Consider the following 17,771-nt stretch of genomic DNA (forward strand, 5'->3'; position numbering starts at 1 on the left):
CACGACCGACGACCCGCGCAGCTACCGCGTGCCGCACCGGGCGTACCACGGGACCCTTGCGTCACACCGTGCGCGTCGGGGACCGGGGTGTCAGAGCACCGACCTAGACTCATCGCGATGTCATCTCAGCCTGCCTCGAACTTCGTGCACCTGCACGTGCACACCGAGTACTCCACGCTGGACGGGGCGGCCAAGATCAAGCCGATGTTCGCCGAGGCGGAGCGGCTCGGGATGCCCGCCATCGCGATGTCGGACCACGGCAACATGTTCGGTGCGTACGAGTTCCAGCTCGCCGCCCAGAACAGCCCGGTCCGGCCCATCATCGGCATCGAGGCGTACGTCGCGCCCTCCACCCGCCACTCGCGCACCCAGGAGTTCTGGGCGAGCTCGCGCGATCGCGACGCCAACGTGGACGGCGAGGGCGGCAAGGACGTCTCAGGAGGCGGCCGCTACACGCACATGACCATGTGGGCGCAGGACGCGCAGGGATTGCGCAACCTGTTCAGGCTGAGCTCGCTGGCCAGCTTCGAGGGCTACTACATGAAGCCCCGGATGGACCGGGAGCTGCTCTCCGAGCACGGCAAGGGCATCATCGCCACCACCGGTTGTCCCTCCGGTGAGGTGCAGACCCGGCTGCGGCTGGGGCAGTACGACGAGGCGATCGCCGCTGCATCGACCTACCAGGACATCTTCGGCGCGGAGAACTACTTCCTGGAGCTGATGGACCACGGACTGTCCATCGAGCGACAGGTGCGCGACGGCCTGCTGAAGATCGCCCGCGAGCTGCACATCCCGCTGCTCGCGACCAACGACAGCCACTACGTCACCGAGGATCAGGCCGACTCGCACGACGACCTGCTGTGCGTCGGGGTCGGCAAGAACAAGGACGACCCGCACCGCTTCAAGTTCAACGGCTCCGGCTACTACCTCAAGACCGCCGAGCAGATGCGTGAGCTGTTCGCGGAGCTGCCGGAGGCGTGTGACAACACGTTGGCGATCGCCGAGCGGATCGGCGACTACAGCGAGGTCTTCGCCCCGGTCGACCGGATGCCGCAGTTCCCGGACGTTCCCGAGGGTCAGACCCAGGCGGCGTACCTGCGCGAACAGATCCAGGTGGGCCTGCAGGAGCGCTACGGCGACGCCGATCCCGGGCCCGAGGTGCTCGAGCGGATCGAGACCGAGATGGCCGTCATCGAACCGATGGGCTTCTCCTCCTACTTCCTGGTGGTCGCGGACATCTGCCGTTACGCGCGCGACAACGGCGTCCCGCTCGGCCCCGGGCGCGGTTCGGCGGCCGGATCGCTGGTGGCCTATCTGACCCGGATCATCGAGGTGGATCCGCTGGAGCACGGCTTGTTGTTCGAGCGGTTCCTCAACCCCGAGCGCATCTCACCGCCCGACGTCGACCTCGACTTCGACGACCGTCAGCGCGACAAGATGGTCCGCTACGTGACGACGAAGTACGGCGCCGAGTACACCGCACAGGTCAACACCTTCAGCACCATCAAGGCCAAGGCGGCCGTCAAGGACGCCAACCGGATCCTGGGTTTCCCGTTCGCTCTCGGCGAGCAGATCAGCAAGGCCATGCCGCCCGACGTCCAGGGCAAGGGCGTGCCGCTCACCGGCCTGTTCGACCCCAAGCACCCGCGGTACGCCGAGGCGGTCGACTTCCGGGCGCTCTACGAGGCGCAACCGGAGGTCCGCAAGGTCGTGGACACCGGGCGCGGACTGGAGGGGATGATCCGCGGCACCGGCGTGCACGCCGCTGCGGTGATCCTGTCCTCCGAACCGCTGCTCGACCTCATCCCGATGCACCGTCGGGACAAGGACGGCACCATCATCGCCGGCTTCTCCTTCCCGCACTGCGAGGAGATGGGCCTGGTCAAGATGGACTTCCTGGGCCTGCGCAACCTGGGCATCATCGATCAGGCGATCCGCAACGTGGAGTCCAACCGCGGCGAGCGGCTCGACACCAAGACCATCCCGCTGGACGACCCCACGACGTACGAGTTGCTGGGCCGCGGTGACACGCTCGGGGTCTTCCAGCTCGACGGCGGCGGCATGCGCACCCTGCTGCGGCAGATGGCGCCCGACGCGTTCGCCGACATCACGGCCGTGCTCGCGCTCTACCGGCCCGGACCGATGGCCGCCAACGCGCACACCGACTACGCCGACCGCAAGAACGCGCGCAAGCCGATCCAGGCCATCCACCCCGAGCTGAAGGAAGCGCTCGACCCGATCCTGGGCGAGACCTACCACCTGCTGGTCTACCAGGAGCAGATCATGGCCATCGCCCGCGAGCTCGCGGGCTACACCCTCGGTGGCGCGGACCTGCTGCGCCGGGCGATGGGCAAGAAGAAGGCCGAGATCCTGGAGAAGGAGTTCGACAACTTCTCCTCAGGGATGGAGAAGAACGGCTTCAGCTCCGAGGCGACGATGGCGTTGTGGGACGTCATGCTGCCCTTCGCGGGGTACGCGTTCAACAAGTCGCACGCCGCGGGCTACGCGCTGGTGTCCTGCTGGACGGCGTACCTCAAGGCCAACTACCCGGCCGAGTACGCCGCCGCGCTGCTGACCAGCGTCGAGGGTGACAAGACCAAGATGGCCACCTACCTGGCCGACACCCGCAAGCTCGGCATCAAGGTGCTGCCTCCGGACGTGAACGAGTCGGTGGCGGACTTCACCGCCGTCGGCACCGACATCCGCTTCGGCCTCGCGGCCGTCCGCAACGTCGGTGGCAACGTCGTGGAGGCCATCGTCAAGGCGCGCGCGGAGAAGGGGCGGTTCGCCTCGTTCGAGGACTTCCTGCGCAAGGTGCCGGCGGTGGTCTGCAACAAGCGCACTATCGAATCCCTCGTCAAGGCAGGGGCCTTCGACGACCTGCAACATCCGCGACAGGGCCTGGTGCATATCCACGAGGCCTATGTCGACGCCGTCGCGGAGGAGAAGCGCTTCGAGGAGCGCGGCCAGGACTCCCTCTTCGGTGGATTCGGCGACGAGGCCGCGATCGAGCTGGCGGCGTTGCCCGCCATCCCTGAGATCGAGTGGGACAAGCCCACCCTGCTGGCGTTCGAGCGGGACATGCTCGGGCTCTACGTCTCTGATCACCCGCTCTTCGGGATCGAGCACATCCTGTCCCAGCACGCCGACATGTCGATCGCCCGGCTGCACGGCGAGGACGCGCCCAAGGACGGCTCGCAGCTGACCATCGCCGGGCTGATCACCGGGATGCAGCTGAAACGCAACAAACGCGGAGAGCTGTGGGCGATCGCGACGGTCGAGGACCTCGAGGGCGCGGTCGAGGTGATGTTCTTCGCGAAGACCTACATGACCGTCTCCACCATGCTCAACCCCGATGTCGTGTGCGTCATCAAGGGGCGTTTCCAGATGCGCGACGACGGTCCGCAGTTGATGGCCTCCGAGCTCACCCTCCCGGAGTTGAAGGGCGACGTGCGCGGCCCGGTCGTGCTGAGCATGCCGCTCGCCCGCGCCAACACCGGTCTGGCGCACAAACTGCGCACCGTGCTCGTCGAGCACCCCGGTGCCACAGAGGTGCACCTGAAACTGCACCAACCCGGTCGATCCGTCACCGTCAAGCTGGAGGACTCCTTGCGCGTCACCGCATCACCCGCCCTGTTCGGCGACCTCAAGGCGTTGCTCGGCCCGTCCTGCCTGGTGGGTGCCTGAGATGGCACTTCACGAGGTCGCAGCTCCGGTCGCACGGCGTACGGCGACGGTGCGCGAGCACCACGGCGACCGTTTCGAGGACCAGTGGGAGTGGTTGCGCGACAAGGAGTCCCGCGAGGTGATCGCCCACCTGGAGGCGGAGAACGCCTACACCCAGGCACGCACCGCGCACCTGCAGCCCCTCGTCGGGATCATCTTCGAGGAGATCAAGGGCCACGTCGTCGAGACCGATGTCGACGTGCCCGTGCGCAAGGGCGAGTGGTGGTACTACTCGCGCACGGCGCAGGGTGCGCAGTACGCCGTGCACTGCCGCGCGCCGTACGTCGGGGGCGCACCCCGTCCGGTGCCTGCCCCGGGCGAGCCGGTCGACGGTGAGGTCGTGCTGCTGGACGAGAACCACGAAGCCGGTGCCCACGAGTTCTTCGAGCTGGGCGGTCTGGAGATCAGCCCGGACGGTCGGCTGCTCGCCCTGCTGGTCGACGTCAGCGGCGACGAGCGCTACGACCTGCAGGTGCGCGACCTCGCCACCGGCATGGTCCTCGACCAGAGCGTGCAGGACGCGCACTACGGGCTCGCGTGGTCCCTCGACGCGGGCACGGTCTTCTACATCCGGCACGACGACGCCTGGCGGCCCCACCAGATCTGGCGCCACGTGGTCGGCGGCGACCCCGCGCAGGACGTGCTGGTCCGCGAAGAGGCCGACCCGGAGTTCGGGATCGGTTTCGAGGTGTCGCGCGACGACCGGTGGATGATCGTGGAGGCGGCGTCGCGCACCAGCAGCGAGGTGCTGCTGGGAGACCTGTCCCGACCCGATGCCGACCTGGTCATGGTCGAGCCCCGCGCGGCCGGCGTGGAGTACTCCGTCGAGGTCGACGGTGACCGGATCTTCATCGCGCACAACCTCGTTCGACCCGACTTCGATCTGGCGCAGGCGCCGGTGGCGACACCCGGTCGGGAGCACTGGACCACGGTGCTCGCACTGCAGGACGGCGAGCGGCTCGAGGGAGTGGACGCGTTCGCGGGCTTCGTGGCGGTGTCGCTGCGCTCGGGCGGCCTGCCCACCGTGCGGGTCTTGCCCAAGGTCGGCACCGGCCTCGGGGAGGCGGTGCACGTGCCGACGGAGAGCCCGTTGGCCGTCGTACGCCTCGGTGCCAACGCCGAGTACGACGAGTCGACGCTGCGCCTGTCGATGGGTTCCTACCTGCTGCCGCCGAGCGTGCTGCAGTTCGACCCGGTCTCCGGTGACGTCCAGCTGCTGAAGCAGCAGGAGGTGCCGGGGTACCGGTCGGCCGACTACCTCGAAGAGCGGCTCTGGGCCCGCGGCGACGATGGCACCCAGGTGCCGATCTCGCTGATCCGTCGCCATGACGTCGTTGCCGATGGGAGCAACCCCGGGCTCGTCTACGGGTACGGCTCCTACGAGATCCCGTCCGACCCGCGGTTCTCCGCGAGTCGTCTCTCCCTGCTCGACCGGGGTGTCGTCTTCGCCGTGGCGCACGTGCGCGGCGGCGGCGAGCTCGGTCGCCGGTGGTGGGACGAAGGCAAGATGCTGGCCAAGCGCAACACCTTCACCGACTTCGTGGCGTGTTCTCGCGCACTGGTCGACGCTGGATGGGTGTCGCCGGATCGCCTTGCCGCAGAGGGTGGTTCGGCAGGAGGCCTGCTCATGGGCGCCGTCGTCAACCTGGCGCCCGAGCTCTACCGGGCCGTGCACGCCGCGGTGCCCTTCGTCGATGCCCTCACCACGATGCTCGATCCGTTGCTGCCGCTCACCGTGGGGGAGTGGCAGGAGTGGGGCGACCCGCTGCACGACCCGGCGATCTACGCGTACATGAAGAGCTACACCCCGTACGAGAACGTCGCCCCGACCGCGTACCCCGCGATCCTGGCGACGACCAGCCTCAACGACACCCGGGTCTTCTACGTCGAACCGGCCAAGTGGGTGCAGCAGTTGCGGGCGACGGTGACCTCGGATCCGGACGATCGGCCGGTGCTGCTGAAGTGCGAGATGGTCGCGGGACACGGCGGCGTGAGCGGTCGGTACGACGCGTGGCGCGACATCGCCTTCGAGTTGGCCTTCCTGCTGGATCAGCTGGGCGCGACCGACCTGCACTGACCGCGCTGCACGACGCGACCGCGGCGCAGCCAAGGCCGAGGGACACAGGCTGACCTGTGTCCCTCGGCCTTGCCCGCGTCATCGTCGGGTGGCGACGCCTCAGAGCGCGTCGTGCACGACCCGGCCGCCCACGAGCGTGGCGGCGACCCCCATCGTTCTCAACGTGTGTGCTGCCGTTGCGGAATCATGAGCGACGGCAAGGGGATCGGCGTCGAGGAGCACCAGGTCTGCCCGCGACCCGACGGTGGGCGTCTGCTGTCCGTCGGTGCTCGCGCAGAGCGCTTCAGCGGGCGTGATGGCCTGCGCCGCTCCCCACGGCCCGCGACTGTCGGCACTGCGGTGCACCGCAGCAGCCATCGCCAACCACGGGTCCAGCGGCGCGACGGGGGCGTCCGACCCGAGCGCGAGTTGGACTCCGGCGTCCACCATCGACCGCAGCATGAACGAGCGGTCGGCGCACCCGGGCCACAGCTGCTCGGACAGGTCGCGGTCGTCGTAGAGCTGCGCCGGTTGCACCGACGCGCGGACCCCTAGCGTCGCCATTCGCGTGATGTCTGCGGGGTCCAGGAGCTGAGCATGCTCGATGGATCCTCGGATCCCGCTGTCCCGGAACGCATCCAGGACCATCGTCGCGGCCGCGTCCCCGATCGCGTGCACGGCCGCGTCGAGGCCGTGCGCGCGTGCCGAGCGCAACGCCTCGAGGAGTTCCTCGGGCGAGACGTTGCAGGTCCCTCGGGTGTCGTGTCCCGCGTACGGTGCGCAGCACAGAGCAGTCATAGTGCCGAGCGACCCGTCGGCGATGATCTTCAGCGGCCCCATCGTGGCGACCGCACCGCCGCCGGGCAGCGGGTCGCCGGTGCGTAGTCCTGCGGCGATGGTCGCCTCGAGGCCGTAGAGGTACGTCGACGCACGGACCCGCAGGGTGTCCAACCCGAGCGGCACCATCCGGCCCCACGTCGCGACCGAGCTCTCGAACTCCATGTCGGTGATGCCGACGACGCCCTTACCGGCTGCGTCCTGCAGCACCGTGCGGTAGGCGTGCACGGGGTCCGGTTCGGCGCCCGGGAGGGCCGCGAGCAGCGGGAAGACGTCGAACCACGCGTTCTCGCTGATCGGGGTGTCGCGCAGCGGCAGGTCGAGCAGTCGCAGCGCCGTGGAGTTCAGCCAGCCGTTGTGCGCGTCGCCGGAGATCAGCACGACCGGCCGGTCCGGGACTGCTTCGTCCAGATCGCGCACGGTGGGGGCACTCGCCCAGCCCGCCGAGCGGTAACCGAAGCCGACGATCGTGCTGTGACGGTCCGTGCTCGCCCGGTCGTGCGACCGGACGATCCGCAGAACGTCACCGGGACTGCTGCTTCCGCTCACGTCGAGCCGCGACAGGGTGTGCGCCCACTGGGTCATGTGGACGTGGTGATCCCACAGGCCCGGTATCAGCCACCGGCCGGCGACATCGATCTCGCGAGAACCGTCGTCGGCCAACGCTGGCCCGATCTCGGAGACATGACCGTCGCGGATGCGCAGATCGATGGGTCCGGACGGTGCGGGACGACCGACGGGGACGATGCGTGCAGCGCGGATGGTGAGGGGTTCGTACTGCACCGCACCAGGGTAGGGGTCAGCCCGTGGGCCCCTTCGCACCCGCCCCGGGGCGACGACCCGTGGTCGAGGTCGCCGCAGGATCGGCGCCCACCACCCCGGCGATGGCAGCGTCCACGACGTACTCGGCCAACTTCGCCACCGTCGCGCGGTCCTGCGCGTGCAAGGGTCCGCGGGTCGCCAGGTCGGAGAGTCCGTGCACGGCCGACCAGCAGGCCCATTCGGCGTTCGATCGGTGTGCGGCGGGCAGCACTCCGACCTCGACCAGCTCGTCTAGGGCGGAGATGAGCAGCACCAGCGGGTGCCGAACCTGGTCGCTGGGCGCGGCATAGTCGTGCGCGCCGGATGGTGCCGGTGTCTGGAAGGCCAGTTGGAACAGTCCCGGCTCGGCCAGTGCGAAGTCGATGTACCCCAGGCCCACCGCGCGCAGGTGCCCGCGTGCACGGCGAGCGGGATCGGCGTCGGCGCCGTCGTCGTCCATCCGAGCCTGCATGGCCAGGCCGGCCTGAGACAACGCCCGGTCGGCCACAGCGGATACCAGCGCGGCGCGGTCGGTGAAGTGCCGGTACGCGGCGCTGGGGCTCACGCCCGCGACGCGGGTGGCCTCGCGCAGACTCAGTGCCTCCGGGCCGCCCGCGCGGACGAGTGCGAGGCCCGCCGTCACCAGTGCGGTTGCCAGGTCACCGTGGTGGTAGCGGTCCTGGGCGGAGGACGCCGTCCCCGGGGTGCCGTCAGTCATCTTGTCGCCCCGTTCCGGCATGTGTACGGTGTGAACATCAGCAAGTGCACGCCGTACACATTACGACTGGATGGCGCGGCTCATCTCTACCGCCCGTCCGTGACGAACCGGGAGAGACCCTCATGAGCACTGAACTGACCACCTGTCTCTGGTTCCCGGGCAACGCCTCGGAGGCCGCCGAGTTCTACGCCGGTGTGTTCCCCGATGTGCGCATCGAGGGTCAGGACGAATACCCCCAGGCGGCGGACGACGCGGGCGCCGGCACGGCCGGGGAGGTCATGACGGTGAGCTTCAGCATCGGCGCGCAGCGTTTCGTCGGTCTGAACGGCGGGCCGGGATTCCCCTTCACCGAGGCCATCTCCTTCCAGATCCCGTGCGCCGATCAGGCAGAGACCGATCGCTACTGGAAGGCGCTCACCGCGGACGGCGGTGAGGAGAGTCAGTGCGGGTGGTGCAAGGACCGCTTCGGCGTCTCATGGCAGGTCGTGCCGACCCGGCTGACGGAGCTGGTCTCCGACCCGGACAAGGACCGCGCCGGCCGGGCGATGCAGGCGATGTTCACGATGCGCAAGATCGACATCGCCGAGATCGAGCGCGCCGCCGCCGGGTGACGGGTTCGGTCAGGCGCACCGGGGCACATCCGACCCGCTGTGCATGTCTGAAGCTGAGCTACCGCTCACGTTGGTGCTTGCGCAGCCCGCTGTCGAGCAACCGCCGGATGAGTTCACGTCCGGCGACCTCCTGCGCGCCGGCGGCGACGACCGCCTCATAGCGCTCCTGCGGCACGTCGTAGTGGTCGCCGTCGTAGAGCCGCTCGGGGAGCCCTGCGGCGAGCGCGAACTCGCGCAATTCGTCGTACGACGTGTCGCTCACCAGGTGCGACCACAACCGTCCGTGCGCCGGCCAGGTCGGCGGGTCGATCATTACGGTCACGCCTCGCAAACTACTCCGGGAGTGCAGCCGCCGGATGAGCGGCTCGGCCGAGTCGACGTACGTCGCCGACGTACGTCGCCGACGTACGTCGGTGACGGTCGAGGGCGCCGGGCGCACCTGTCAGCGGGTTGAGCCGATCAGCCGGCCGGTCTCGTCGTACTCGCGCGGGCCGGCGTGCGTCTCGTCGCGTAGCGGTGAGGGTTGGACGAACAAGACCTTGGCGAGGCCGTCCGGCAGCCACCAGTTGTACTTGCCGAACAGGCTGACCAGGGCGGGCACCAGTAGTGCGCGCACGATGGTCGCGTCGATGAGGATGCCGACGCCGAGCGCCGTACCGAGCACCTTGATGTCCGTGCCGGGTGACGACGCGAGCGCGGCGAACGCGAAGAACAGGATCAGCGCGGCCGAGGTGACCAGGCGCCCGGTGCGCCCGAGGCCGACCGTCACGGCGGCGGCCGTGCTGCCGGTGGCGTCGTACTCCTCCCGCATGCGGGCCAGGATGAACACCTCGTAGTCCATCGACAGGCCGAAGAGGAACGCGAAGATGATGATCGGCAGCCAGAACGTGATCGCGCCGGTGCCCGCGATGTCGAAGACGGTGCCGGAGCCGTGCCCCTCCTGCCAGAAGAAGGTGACGGCGCCGAAGACGGCCGACAGGGAGACCAGGTTCATCACCACGGCCTTGATCGGCAGCAGCACCGAGCGGAACTGGCGCATCAGCAGCACGAACGTGACCAGCGCGATCAGCCCGAGCACGTAGGGGAACTTGTCGTAGACGGCGTTGAAGTAGTCGTCGACGACCGCGCCCTGCCCCGCGATGAGGACGTCGCCGTCGACCGCGCCGTCCACGGCGGTGCGGACCCGGTGCACGACCTGGACTCCGGAACTGTCCACGGTCTCCTTCGTGGGCAGCACGTCCACGACCGCCATCGGCGCACCGGCGGACTTGTTGCCCGTGGCGAACTGGACCCCGTCGACCTTCCCCGCGGCGGCGATCGCCTTGTCCTGCTGATCGGCGGGCACCAGGACGGTGATCGGGGTGAGTACGCCGCCTCCGACGCCCTGCGCGCGCAGGCTGCCCAGCGTCTGCACCGCCGGACCGGTCTTGCCGAGCGACGCGATGTTGGACTGGCCGATCTTGAGGCCGAAGACCGGCGCGATGAGCAACGCCAGCACCACGACGCCGACCCCCACCGCGATGACCCGTCGTTTCACGATCAGCCGCGCCCAGGCGGTCCACCCGCGCGAGGCCCGACCCTCGTGCCGCACCCGCGGCCAATCCACCCGTGGGCCGATCTTGGACAGCATCGCCGGCAGCAGCGTCAACACGACGGCCACGCTGACGAGGGGGATGAGCATGCCGCCGAAACCCATCGAGCGCAGGAACGGCACAGGGACGACGACCAGCGCGACCAGGCTGATCGCCACGGTCGCTCCCGAGGCCAGCACGGCATGGCCCGCGGTGCGCACCGCGGTGACGATCGCCTCGTCGTTGGACTGCCCGTGGGCGCGTTCCTCGCGCCATCGCGACACCAGCAGCAGGGAGTAGTCGATGGCGATGCCGAGGCCGACCAGCGAGATCAGGAACTCGACGACGAAGCTCACGTCACTGAACGTCGTGAGCACCAGGACCAGCAGGAACGTCGTCAGGATGGACACGGCCGCGATGATCAACGGCATCAGCGCGAGGAACGACGCGAACACGAAGAGCAGCACCGCGAGGGCACCGAGCGCGCCCAGGAGCGTCTCGACCAGGACGCTGGGACCGCCGCTCTGGTCGGTGCCGGCGGACAGCAACTGGTACGACGTGGTGCCCGACTCGAAGCCGGCGCGCTTGGCTGCCACGTTCAACGCCTTGCCGAACTCCGCGCCGGAGCTGACCGCGAAACTGGTCGGGGGAGTGGCCTGCACGAGCGCGTACGTGGTCCGGCCGCCGTTGACGACGAACTTCTGATCGCCGGTGGTCGCGAAGTCCACGACGCGGGCTCGGGGGATCGTCGGCACCCGCGTCGCGGCCTGGAAGATCTGCGCGATCTTCGCGGACTGCTGCTGCACGGTCTGGCCCTGGGGCACGGTGACGGTGAGGACCGTCGTGTCGAAACTGCTCACGCCGTACTGCTTGATCAGTGCCTTCTCGGCGGTGTCGCCGGGTTGGCCGGGCAGGGAGAAATCGGTGGTCAGGCGGCCGGGGACCACCCCGGCGGCGGCCGCGCCTCCGATGAATGCCACCAGCCAGAAGAGGCCGACGATCAGTCGGTGGTGAATGACCCAACGAGCGAGGACGTCCATGAGATCTCCGGGTGACGGCGCGGCGAATCACGAGGTGGCGGCAGGTACGGCGACCCGCCAAGTGTCCAGCACGTCACCAGTTCTTGCACAGTCTTTTTGGACGGCGACCGGGCGCCGGCGCTGATGGCCCCACGAGTCTTGACGGCGTTCTTTACCACCCATATAGTTCGCTCGACGCGGACAGCAGGGCCTGTCGGCGCGGGGAATCAGGTCGTCGGCGTCACCGACGACTCAGGGGACACGGAGAATAAACAATGCGTCGATTCGTTACGTCATGTGCGGTTGCTTTGACGGGTATGGCTGTCTCAGCGGGACTGATGGCGGGGGCTCCGACCGCCAGCGCGGCTCAGAGCTGCACCCTCTCCGCACCAGCTCGGGTGTCGGTGTGGCATTCCTACACGGGGGTGCCGTTGCGGGCGTCCGGGGCGTGCACCATCGGCAGCGGCTGGGGCGCCTGGGACCTGATCCACCCGACCCAGGGGAGCCAGGACACCGCCTTCTTCGATGGCACGGCGACGGACACCTGGGACTACTACACGTTCGAGCCGATGGGCCGGATGACTTGGCGACCGAGCGATGCCTACGACAGTTACTCCAACATGCTGTCGCAGAACGCTCCGGTGAGTGAGGTGCGGCTCGGATCCTGGGCCGGCCTGACGGCGACGCGGTCCGGATCCGCGGTGACGCTGAACGTTCGAGCGGTGCGCTACTGGGTCAGCGGTGACAAGAACATCCCGTTCACCTCTGCGGCCGGCACGATCCAATACCGGGCACCCGGAACGACGGCGTGGAAGTCGCTGAAGTACGTGTCCACCAACTCCTCGGGCGCGTACCAGTACCGGTACGCGTCCTCGGCAGCGCGCGACTACCGCGTCGTCCTCAACGGCACCTCGTCGATCTGGAACGCGGCCAGCGCCACCGTTCGCAGGTAGCAGGTGCGCCTCGACGGTGTGCGTGGTGCGCGCACCTGAGCCCCCGACGTCGTCGCCCTATCGCCGTGGGTCCGGACACCGGGGAGGATGTGCGCATGACGGAAGATCTGAACACCGCAACGACCTGTTGTGCGAGGACGCGATGAGTGACTTTCCGCGGTCGCCGCTGGATCCGCTCGAGCTGCTGACGACGACCCGCGCCGTACGCAAACGGCTCGATCTGACCCGGCCGGTACCGCTCGATCTGATCAAGCAGTGCCTGACCATCGCGCTGCAGGGCCCGTCCGGCTCGAACCGTCAGCACTGGCACTGGGTCGTCGTCACGGACCCCGCTCAGAAGTCGGCGATCGGGGACCTGTACCGGCGGGCCGTGCAGCAGTACGCCGCTTCCGCAGGATTCGCCGGGAACCTCGCCGAGGACGACACCGAACGCTCGAGGGTCCAGCATCGGGTCGGCGACAGCGTCCTCCATCTGGGTGAGGTGCTGCGCGACGTCCCCGCGATGCTCATCCCGTGCATCGACACCGGCGGGCCGCTGCCGGAGGGCAACCAGGCCGACATCTGGGGCTCGGTGCTGCCCGCCGCCTGGAGTTTCATGCTGGCCGCTCGGGCGCACGGGTTGGGTACCGCCTGGACGACCTTGCACCTGGACTACGAGCGGGAGGTCGCGGACATCCTCGGGCTTCCCGACGGCGTGCACCAGGCGATGCTGACGCCGATCGCGTACTACACGGGGACGAGCTTCCAACCGGCGCCACGCGAACCCGTCGACGACGTGCTGCACGTCGACCGCTGGTGATCATCGACGCCGGCGGATGACCTGAGGACTGTCATCGCGGCTCGCGACGTCCTGCTGAAGGGGTCAGAGAGTTCGACCGGCACCGGCGAAGGCGTCGCCGCTGAACTCGGAGAAGTCGACCCACAGGTAGGTGTACTGGCGGCTGGCGAAGACCCATCCGTCGCTCGTGCGCTGGAACCGGTCCGACCACACCCCGTTGTTGCGGTAGAAGCGGCCATCCGGCCCGCTGGCCGCCTCGTGGCAGACGGTGCGTGTGGTGGCGGTGTCCCCGTCCAGGTCGACGGTCCCGGGGATCGCGAAGTGGGTGAAGTAGTCGTTGCCCTGCCACAGGTGGCGGAGCATCGCGACGATGTCGTCGGTCCCCGAGGCGGCGATGTCGGTGGGCTTGCCGATGGTCCACCTGGCGTCAGGGGCCCACAGGGTGGCGAAGGTGTCGTAGTCCTCGCGAATCGCGCAGTCGGCGAATCTGGCGATCAGGTCGCGGATCGCCGCCTCGTCGAGCAGTCGGGCGAGTCGAGTCTCGATGGTGGGCATCGCTGTCTCCTGTTGGTGTGTCGTGATCGTCGTGTCCACCAGCGTGCGCGCTCGATCAGGCCTCAACCAGAGAGCGCGCGACCCCAGGACTGGCGGTACCACCTCTCGTGCTCGGCGCGCCACGACCGCCGCCGAGGCGCTAGGACACGTCGTCCCGGCAGCGGTGAACCCAAGATGAACGTTCAACCAACGGCTTGGCCGTTCCGTTCTGCCGGACCTAGCGTCCTCGGCATGACTTCGGTACGGCAGACATGACCTTCTCGCGGCGACAGTTCCTCGGCGCTGCGGCCGCCGTCGGAGGGACGGCATTCGCGACCGACGCGCTCGGCTCACATCTCCCCGCCGCTGCGGCGACCTCGGCGACGCTTCCCGCGCCGAACGCCTCGGGCATCGACCACATCGTGGTGGTGATGATGGAGAACCGATCCTTCGACCACTTCATGGGATGGCTCCCCGGCGCCGACGGCAAGCAGGCCGGACTCACCTACACCGACCGGTACGGCGTTCCCCGTAGCACGTACCACCTCAAGCAGTTCGCGAGCTGCGGCCACGCGGATCCCGACCACTCGTACGAGGGTGGGCGCATCCAGTTCGACGACGGGCGGGTGGACGGCTGGCTTCGCGCCGGCGAGGACGACCTGCTGCCCATCGGCTACTACCAGCAGCCGGACCTGGCGTTCCTCGGTCAGGCCGGCCCGCGCTGGACCGTCTGCGACCGCTACTTCTCGGCCGTGATGGCCGAGACGTACCCCAACCGCTTCTACATGCACGCGGCCCAGACCGACCGCCTGCACAACTCGACCGTGACCGCGACCATGCCGACCATCTGGGACCGGCTGGCCGCAGCCAAGCTCACCGGTCGCTACTACTTCTCCGACATCCCGTTCCTGGCGTTGTGGGGCACGAAGTACCTGTCGATCTCCCGGCCGTTCTCCACGTTCCTCACCGACGCGGCCGCAGGGACCCTGCCGCAGGTCAGCTTCATCGACCCGCGGTTCGAGGACGAGGCCTCCGGTACGTCCTCCGACGACCACCCGCACGCCGACATCCGCGCCGGGGAGCAGTTCCTCAACCAGGTGTACCGCGCCGTCACGACGAGCCCGAACTGGGCGCGCACGTTGCTGGTCGTCAACTTCGACGAGTGGGGCGGCTTCTACGACCACGTCGCGCCCGCAACGGCCCCCGACGTGAGCCCGCAGACCGCGTTGCGCGGGTTCAGGGTGCCGGCGCTCGTCGTCTCGCCCCAAGCACGGCGCAAGTTCGTCGCTCACGGCACCTACGACCACACCTCGGTCCTCAAGGCGATCGAGTGGAGGTGGGGGCTGCCCGCCCTCACGCCGCGCGACTCCGCTGCCCGCAACATCGCCGAGGTCCTCGACTTCGGCACACCTCCCAACCTCTCTGCCCCCGCGTTCGCGCAACCGCCGTTCGTCGCGGCCGCTTGCGCACCCGCCGCGCTGTCGGGGCCGGAACAGGCCGAATGGCCGGACCTGCGCACCAAAGCCCTCGCCGACGGATGGAGTCTCCCGTGATGAGTCGTCAACGGATCGTTCGCCTCGCCCTGGTGATCGTCGCCGCCTGTTTCGCCCTCGGCGTCGCGGCCGCCCAGCCCTGGCTCTCCGGTGGCGCCCGCGCGGTGACAGCGCCTTCGTCCGCGTACCTTCCGCCGGCCAAGCACGTCTTCGTCATCAACATCGAGAACAAGGGGTACGACGCCACGTGGGGCCCCAGCTCGGCGGCGCCGTACCTCTCGAAGACGTTGCGGTCCAAGGGAGTGTTGCTCAACACGTACTACGGCACGGCGCACAACTCTCAGCCCAACTACGTCGCGCAGATCTCGGGCCAGGGCCCAAACAGCCAGATGCAGAGCGACTGTCAGACCTACTCCGACTTCGTCGGGACCGGCACGGCTTCGCCCGGCCAGGCGGTGGGCTCGGGGTGCGTCTTCCCGGCCAGCGTCCCCAACCTCACCGATCAGCTGAAGAGCAAGGGGCTGACCTGGCGCGGCTACATGGAGGACATGGGCACCGCCTGTCGTCATCCCGCCGCCAACAGCGTGGACACGACGCAGAAGGCCAAGCCGGGCGACCAGTACGCGGTGCGACACAACCCGTTCATGTACTTCAAGTCGATCACCAACTCGCCCGACTGCGCTTCTCATGTGGTGGACCTGTCTCAGCTCAGCACCGACCTCACGAGCACGACGACCACCCGCAACTTCACCTACATCACGCCGAACCTGTGTCACGACGGCCATGACACGCCGTGCGTTGACGGGCAGCCGGGCGGACTGACGAGCGTCGACGCCTGGATGAAGGTGTGGGTCCCCAAGATCCTTGCCTCACCCGCCTTCAAGAGCGACGGCATCCTCGCCATCACCGCGGATGAGTCCGACAGCCCTCAGGCCGATGCCTCGGCCTGCTGCGGCGAGGGGCCCGGCCCGAACTCACCGCTGCCCGGCATCGTCGGGCTCGGTGGGGGAAAGATCGGCGCCCTCGTGATCTCGCCCTACACGAAGCCGAACACGTGGAGCACCACCTCGTACAACCACTACTCGCTGCTGGCGTCGATCGAGGACGTCTTCGGGCTCCCACGGCTCGGGTACGCGCAGACGCCGGGCCTGAACCGATTCGGCCTCGACGTCTACAACGCGCGCTGACCCGCGCCACGCAGCCGCCGACTGGTGGCATCAGAGGATCTACGCCTCCAACCACAGGCGGCGGTTGACCTGAGACATCTTCTCGTCGACCGCCGTCTCAGGAGCTGAGAGAGCTGTTCTAGCTGTCGTGACCGATCAGACGGTTGTTCTCCGTTGCCCGGCTGCAGATACTTCGACGGGCTGTCACCGGTCCCGCTTAGCGTGCGTGTCATGGTTCAGCGCGCCAGCCTTGCCGACATCTCCAGCCTGACCGACAGGAGCACCGTGATGGTGCGCGCCACGGTCCGGCACCTGCAGCTCAAGAGAAACATTCTTGGCGACCTTTGGGCTGCGCTGAAAATTCACGACAACGGTGTCTCAGGGACAGTTCTCGTTTTCTCCAGAACGTATGCCGGCTTGGCGCGGGAAGGTCTGATCGAAGGCGCGTTGTGCGACCTCCTCGTAGAGGTCCATTTCGGGCAGGACGGTAAACCGAAGATGCGCCTGGACTCTTGGTCGATCGCCACTGATGCTTGATTGCGCCACCTCATCATGGAGTCGTGTGCCCCCGCCGCTCGCGCTGGACTGTGCGACCCTCGCTGCCGGATCAAGCTGGTTTCATGTCGTCCTGTACCTGTGGATGCAACCGTTCTGTGGGTCACAGAAGGCGTCCTTGGTGGATTCGGCCACTCCTGACCAGGCACGCTCGGTCTCGAATCGAGACGCTTTTTCCGCGACCAGCGCATCTCCGGCTGATATGCGAGATGCTGCGCGATATGACTACTTACGACGGACTGACCCTTACCCCTTCGCTGCAACCAGGTGCGCAGGATCAGGCGGTCGCCGTGTTGAAGGAGTACTTCACCCACCGAGGCGCATCGGGCAACCTTCTGTATAGCGGCGGGGCATTCGATGGGTGGGACCCATCGGGCACGCGAACAGCGAGCGAGAACATTTTCACTGCTGATGACATTGTCGCCGTCTCGCTTCTTTCAGTCGACGTTCCCGGCCAGGCGGCGATATCGATCTTGGAGACTCGCCGCAACGAGTTCGCCACCTTGTTGGGGGCAGTCGGGCCCGATCGTGACCTCGTGGACGAACCGTCGATCGAGGAGGGAGTGTTTCCAGGCTGGCCTCTGTGGCGGGCACTGATGGATCTACCCGGCATGGGCCCGACGACTGTGAGCAAGATCCTTGCCCGCAAGCGGCCACGTTTAATTCCTGTTTACGACTCAGTCATCAGGACGCACGTCTTCAACAATTCCGGCATGCAGTGGGTGCCGCTCTGGAATGCACTCCGAGCTGACGATGGCGCGCAGCAACAGCAGCTCGTTCAACTCCGAGCGTCGGCCGGGTTGCCGGAGTACATCAGTCCGCTCCGTATTTTCGATGTGCTGGCGTGGATGGACGGCACAGGCCGTACTCAGGCGCTTCTTGCTCGGTGAGCTCGGCGCTGCCATTTCAAATTCTCACCTGGCTTCGTCTGGCCCATTGTCCGGAATGACAGT

The 17,771-nt window shown here is 68.0% G+C and carries 14 protein-coding genes; 9 read left to right on the forward strand and 5 right to left on the reverse strand.

Annotated elements, in window-relative coordinates; translation table 11 throughout:
* The first annotated feature begins 117 nt into the window (after nucleotides 1-117).
* Together dnaE and J4030_RS09075 are read left to right on the forward strand one after the other, a co-directional pair.
* Nucleotides 118-3,687 (forward strand): DNA polymerase III subunit alpha, encoded by a 3,570-nt coding sequence (dnaE, locus tag J4030_RS09070; RefSeq protein ID WP_208048897.1) that lies wholly within the window; start codon nucleotides 118-120, stop codon nucleotides 3,685-3,687.
* 1 nt (nucleotide 3,688) lies between these two features.
* Nucleotides 3,689-5,803, forward strand: coding sequence for a S9 family peptidase (locus J4030_RS09075; protein ID WP_208048898.1), 2,115 nt, complete (start codon nucleotides 3,689-3,691; stop codon nucleotides 5,801-5,803).
* A 99-nt stretch (nucleotides 5,804-5,902) separates the two neighbouring features.
* Here the strand turns inward: J4030_RS09075 and J4030_RS09080 are convergent, their stop codons facing one another.
* Both J4030_RS09080 and J4030_RS09085 read right to left on the reverse strand, forming a co-directional pair.
* Nucleotides 5,903-7,402, reverse strand: coding sequence for an amidohydrolase (locus J4030_RS09080; RefSeq protein WP_208048899.1), 1,500 nt, complete (start codon nucleotides 7,400-7,402; stop codon nucleotides 5,903-5,905).
* A gap of 16 nt (nucleotides 7,403-7,418) precedes the next feature.
* Nucleotides 7,419-8,138: a TetR/AcrR family transcriptional regulator gene (locus J4030_RS09085; RefSeq protein ID WP_208048900.1), complete on the reverse strand. Its 720-nt coding sequence runs from the start codon at nucleotides 8,136-8,138 to the stop codon at nucleotides 7,419-7,421.
* A 122-nt stretch (nucleotides 8,139-8,260) separates the two neighbouring features.
* Between J4030_RS09085 and J4030_RS09090 the strand changes: the two genes are divergently transcribed.
* On the forward strand, nucleotides 8,261-8,749 hold the full coding sequence (locus J4030_RS09090) for a VOC family protein (RefSeq protein WP_208048901.1): 489 nt from the start codon (nucleotides 8,261-8,263) through the stop codon (nucleotides 8,747-8,749).
* Nucleotides 8,750-8,807: 58 nt separating this feature from the next.
* Here the strand turns inward: J4030_RS09090 and J4030_RS09095 are convergent, their stop codons facing one another.
* Both J4030_RS09095 and J4030_RS09100 read right to left on the reverse strand, forming a co-directional pair.
* Nucleotides 8,808-9,062, reverse strand: a complete 255-nt coding sequence (locus J4030_RS09095) for a DUF4031 domain-containing protein (RefSeq protein WP_243763115.1) — start codon at nucleotides 9,060-9,062, stop codon at nucleotides 8,808-8,810.
* 129 nt (nucleotides 9,063-9,191) lie between these two features.
* A complete protein-coding gene (locus J4030_RS09100; RefSeq protein WP_208048903.1) occupies nucleotides 9,192-11,360 on the reverse strand; it encodes an MMPL family transporter in 2,169 nt (722 codons plus the stop codon).
* Nucleotides 11,361-11,656: 296 nt separating this feature from the next.
* Between J4030_RS09100 and J4030_RS09105 the strand changes: the two genes are divergently transcribed.
* Entirely contained in the window at nucleotides 11,657-12,292 is a 636-nt protein-coding gene (locus J4030_RS09105) for a hypothetical protein (protein ID WP_208048904.1), read from the forward strand.
* 142 nt (nucleotides 12,293-12,434) lie between these two features.
* A complete protein-coding gene (locus J4030_RS09110) occupies nucleotides 12,435-13,091 on the forward strand; it encodes a nitroreductase family protein (RefSeq protein WP_208048905.1) in 657 nt (218 codons plus the stop codon).
* A gap of 63 nt (nucleotides 13,092-13,154) precedes the next feature.
* Here J4030_RS09110 and J4030_RS09115 read toward each other — a convergent pair whose 3' ends face one another.
* Complete coding sequence (locus tag J4030_RS09115) at nucleotides 13,155-13,625, reverse strand: nuclear transport factor 2 family protein (RefSeq protein ID WP_208048906.1); 471 nt, start codon at nucleotides 13,623-13,625, stop codon at nucleotides 13,155-13,157.
* A 251-nt stretch (nucleotides 13,626-13,876) separates the two neighbouring features.
* On the opposite strand from J4030_RS09115, the gene J4030_RS09120 reads away from it, so the two are divergent.
* The 4 genes from J4030_RS09120 to J4030_RS09135 all read left to right on the forward strand — a co-directional run bounded on the left by J4030_RS09120 (nucleotide 13,877) and on the right by J4030_RS09135 (nucleotide 17,708).
* The gene (locus tag J4030_RS09120; RefSeq protein WP_208048907.1) at nucleotides 13,877-15,157 is read left to right on the forward strand and encodes an alkaline phosphatase family protein; all 1,281 of its coding nucleotides are present in this window, start codon (nucleotides 13,877-13,879) and stop codon (nucleotides 15,155-15,157) included.
* On the forward strand, nucleotides 15,157-16,284 hold the full coding sequence (locus J4030_RS09125; protein ID WP_208048908.1) for an alkaline phosphatase family protein: 1,128 nt from the start codon (nucleotides 15,157-15,159) through the stop codon (nucleotides 16,282-16,284). Before J4030_RS09120 ends, J4030_RS09125 begins: the two co-directional genes overlap by 1 nt.
* Before the next feature lie 210 nt (nucleotides 16,285-16,494).
* Complete coding sequence (locus J4030_RS09130) at nucleotides 16,495-16,800, forward strand: hypothetical protein (protein ID WP_208048909.1); 306 nt, start codon at nucleotides 16,495-16,497, stop codon at nucleotides 16,798-16,800.
* Nucleotides 16,801-17,039: 239 nt separating this feature from the next.
* Entirely contained in the window at nucleotides 17,040-17,708 is a 669-nt protein-coding gene (locus J4030_RS09135) for a DUF6308 family protein (RefSeq protein WP_208048910.1), read from the forward strand.
* Nucleotides 17,709-17,771 lie beyond the last annotated feature (63 nt).

Source organism: Allobranchiibius sp. CTAmp26, assembly GCF_017565405.1.
In the GTDB taxonomy this organism is placed as follows: domain Bacteria; phylum Actinomycetota; class Actinomycetes; order Actinomycetales; family Dermatophilaceae; genus Allobranchiibius.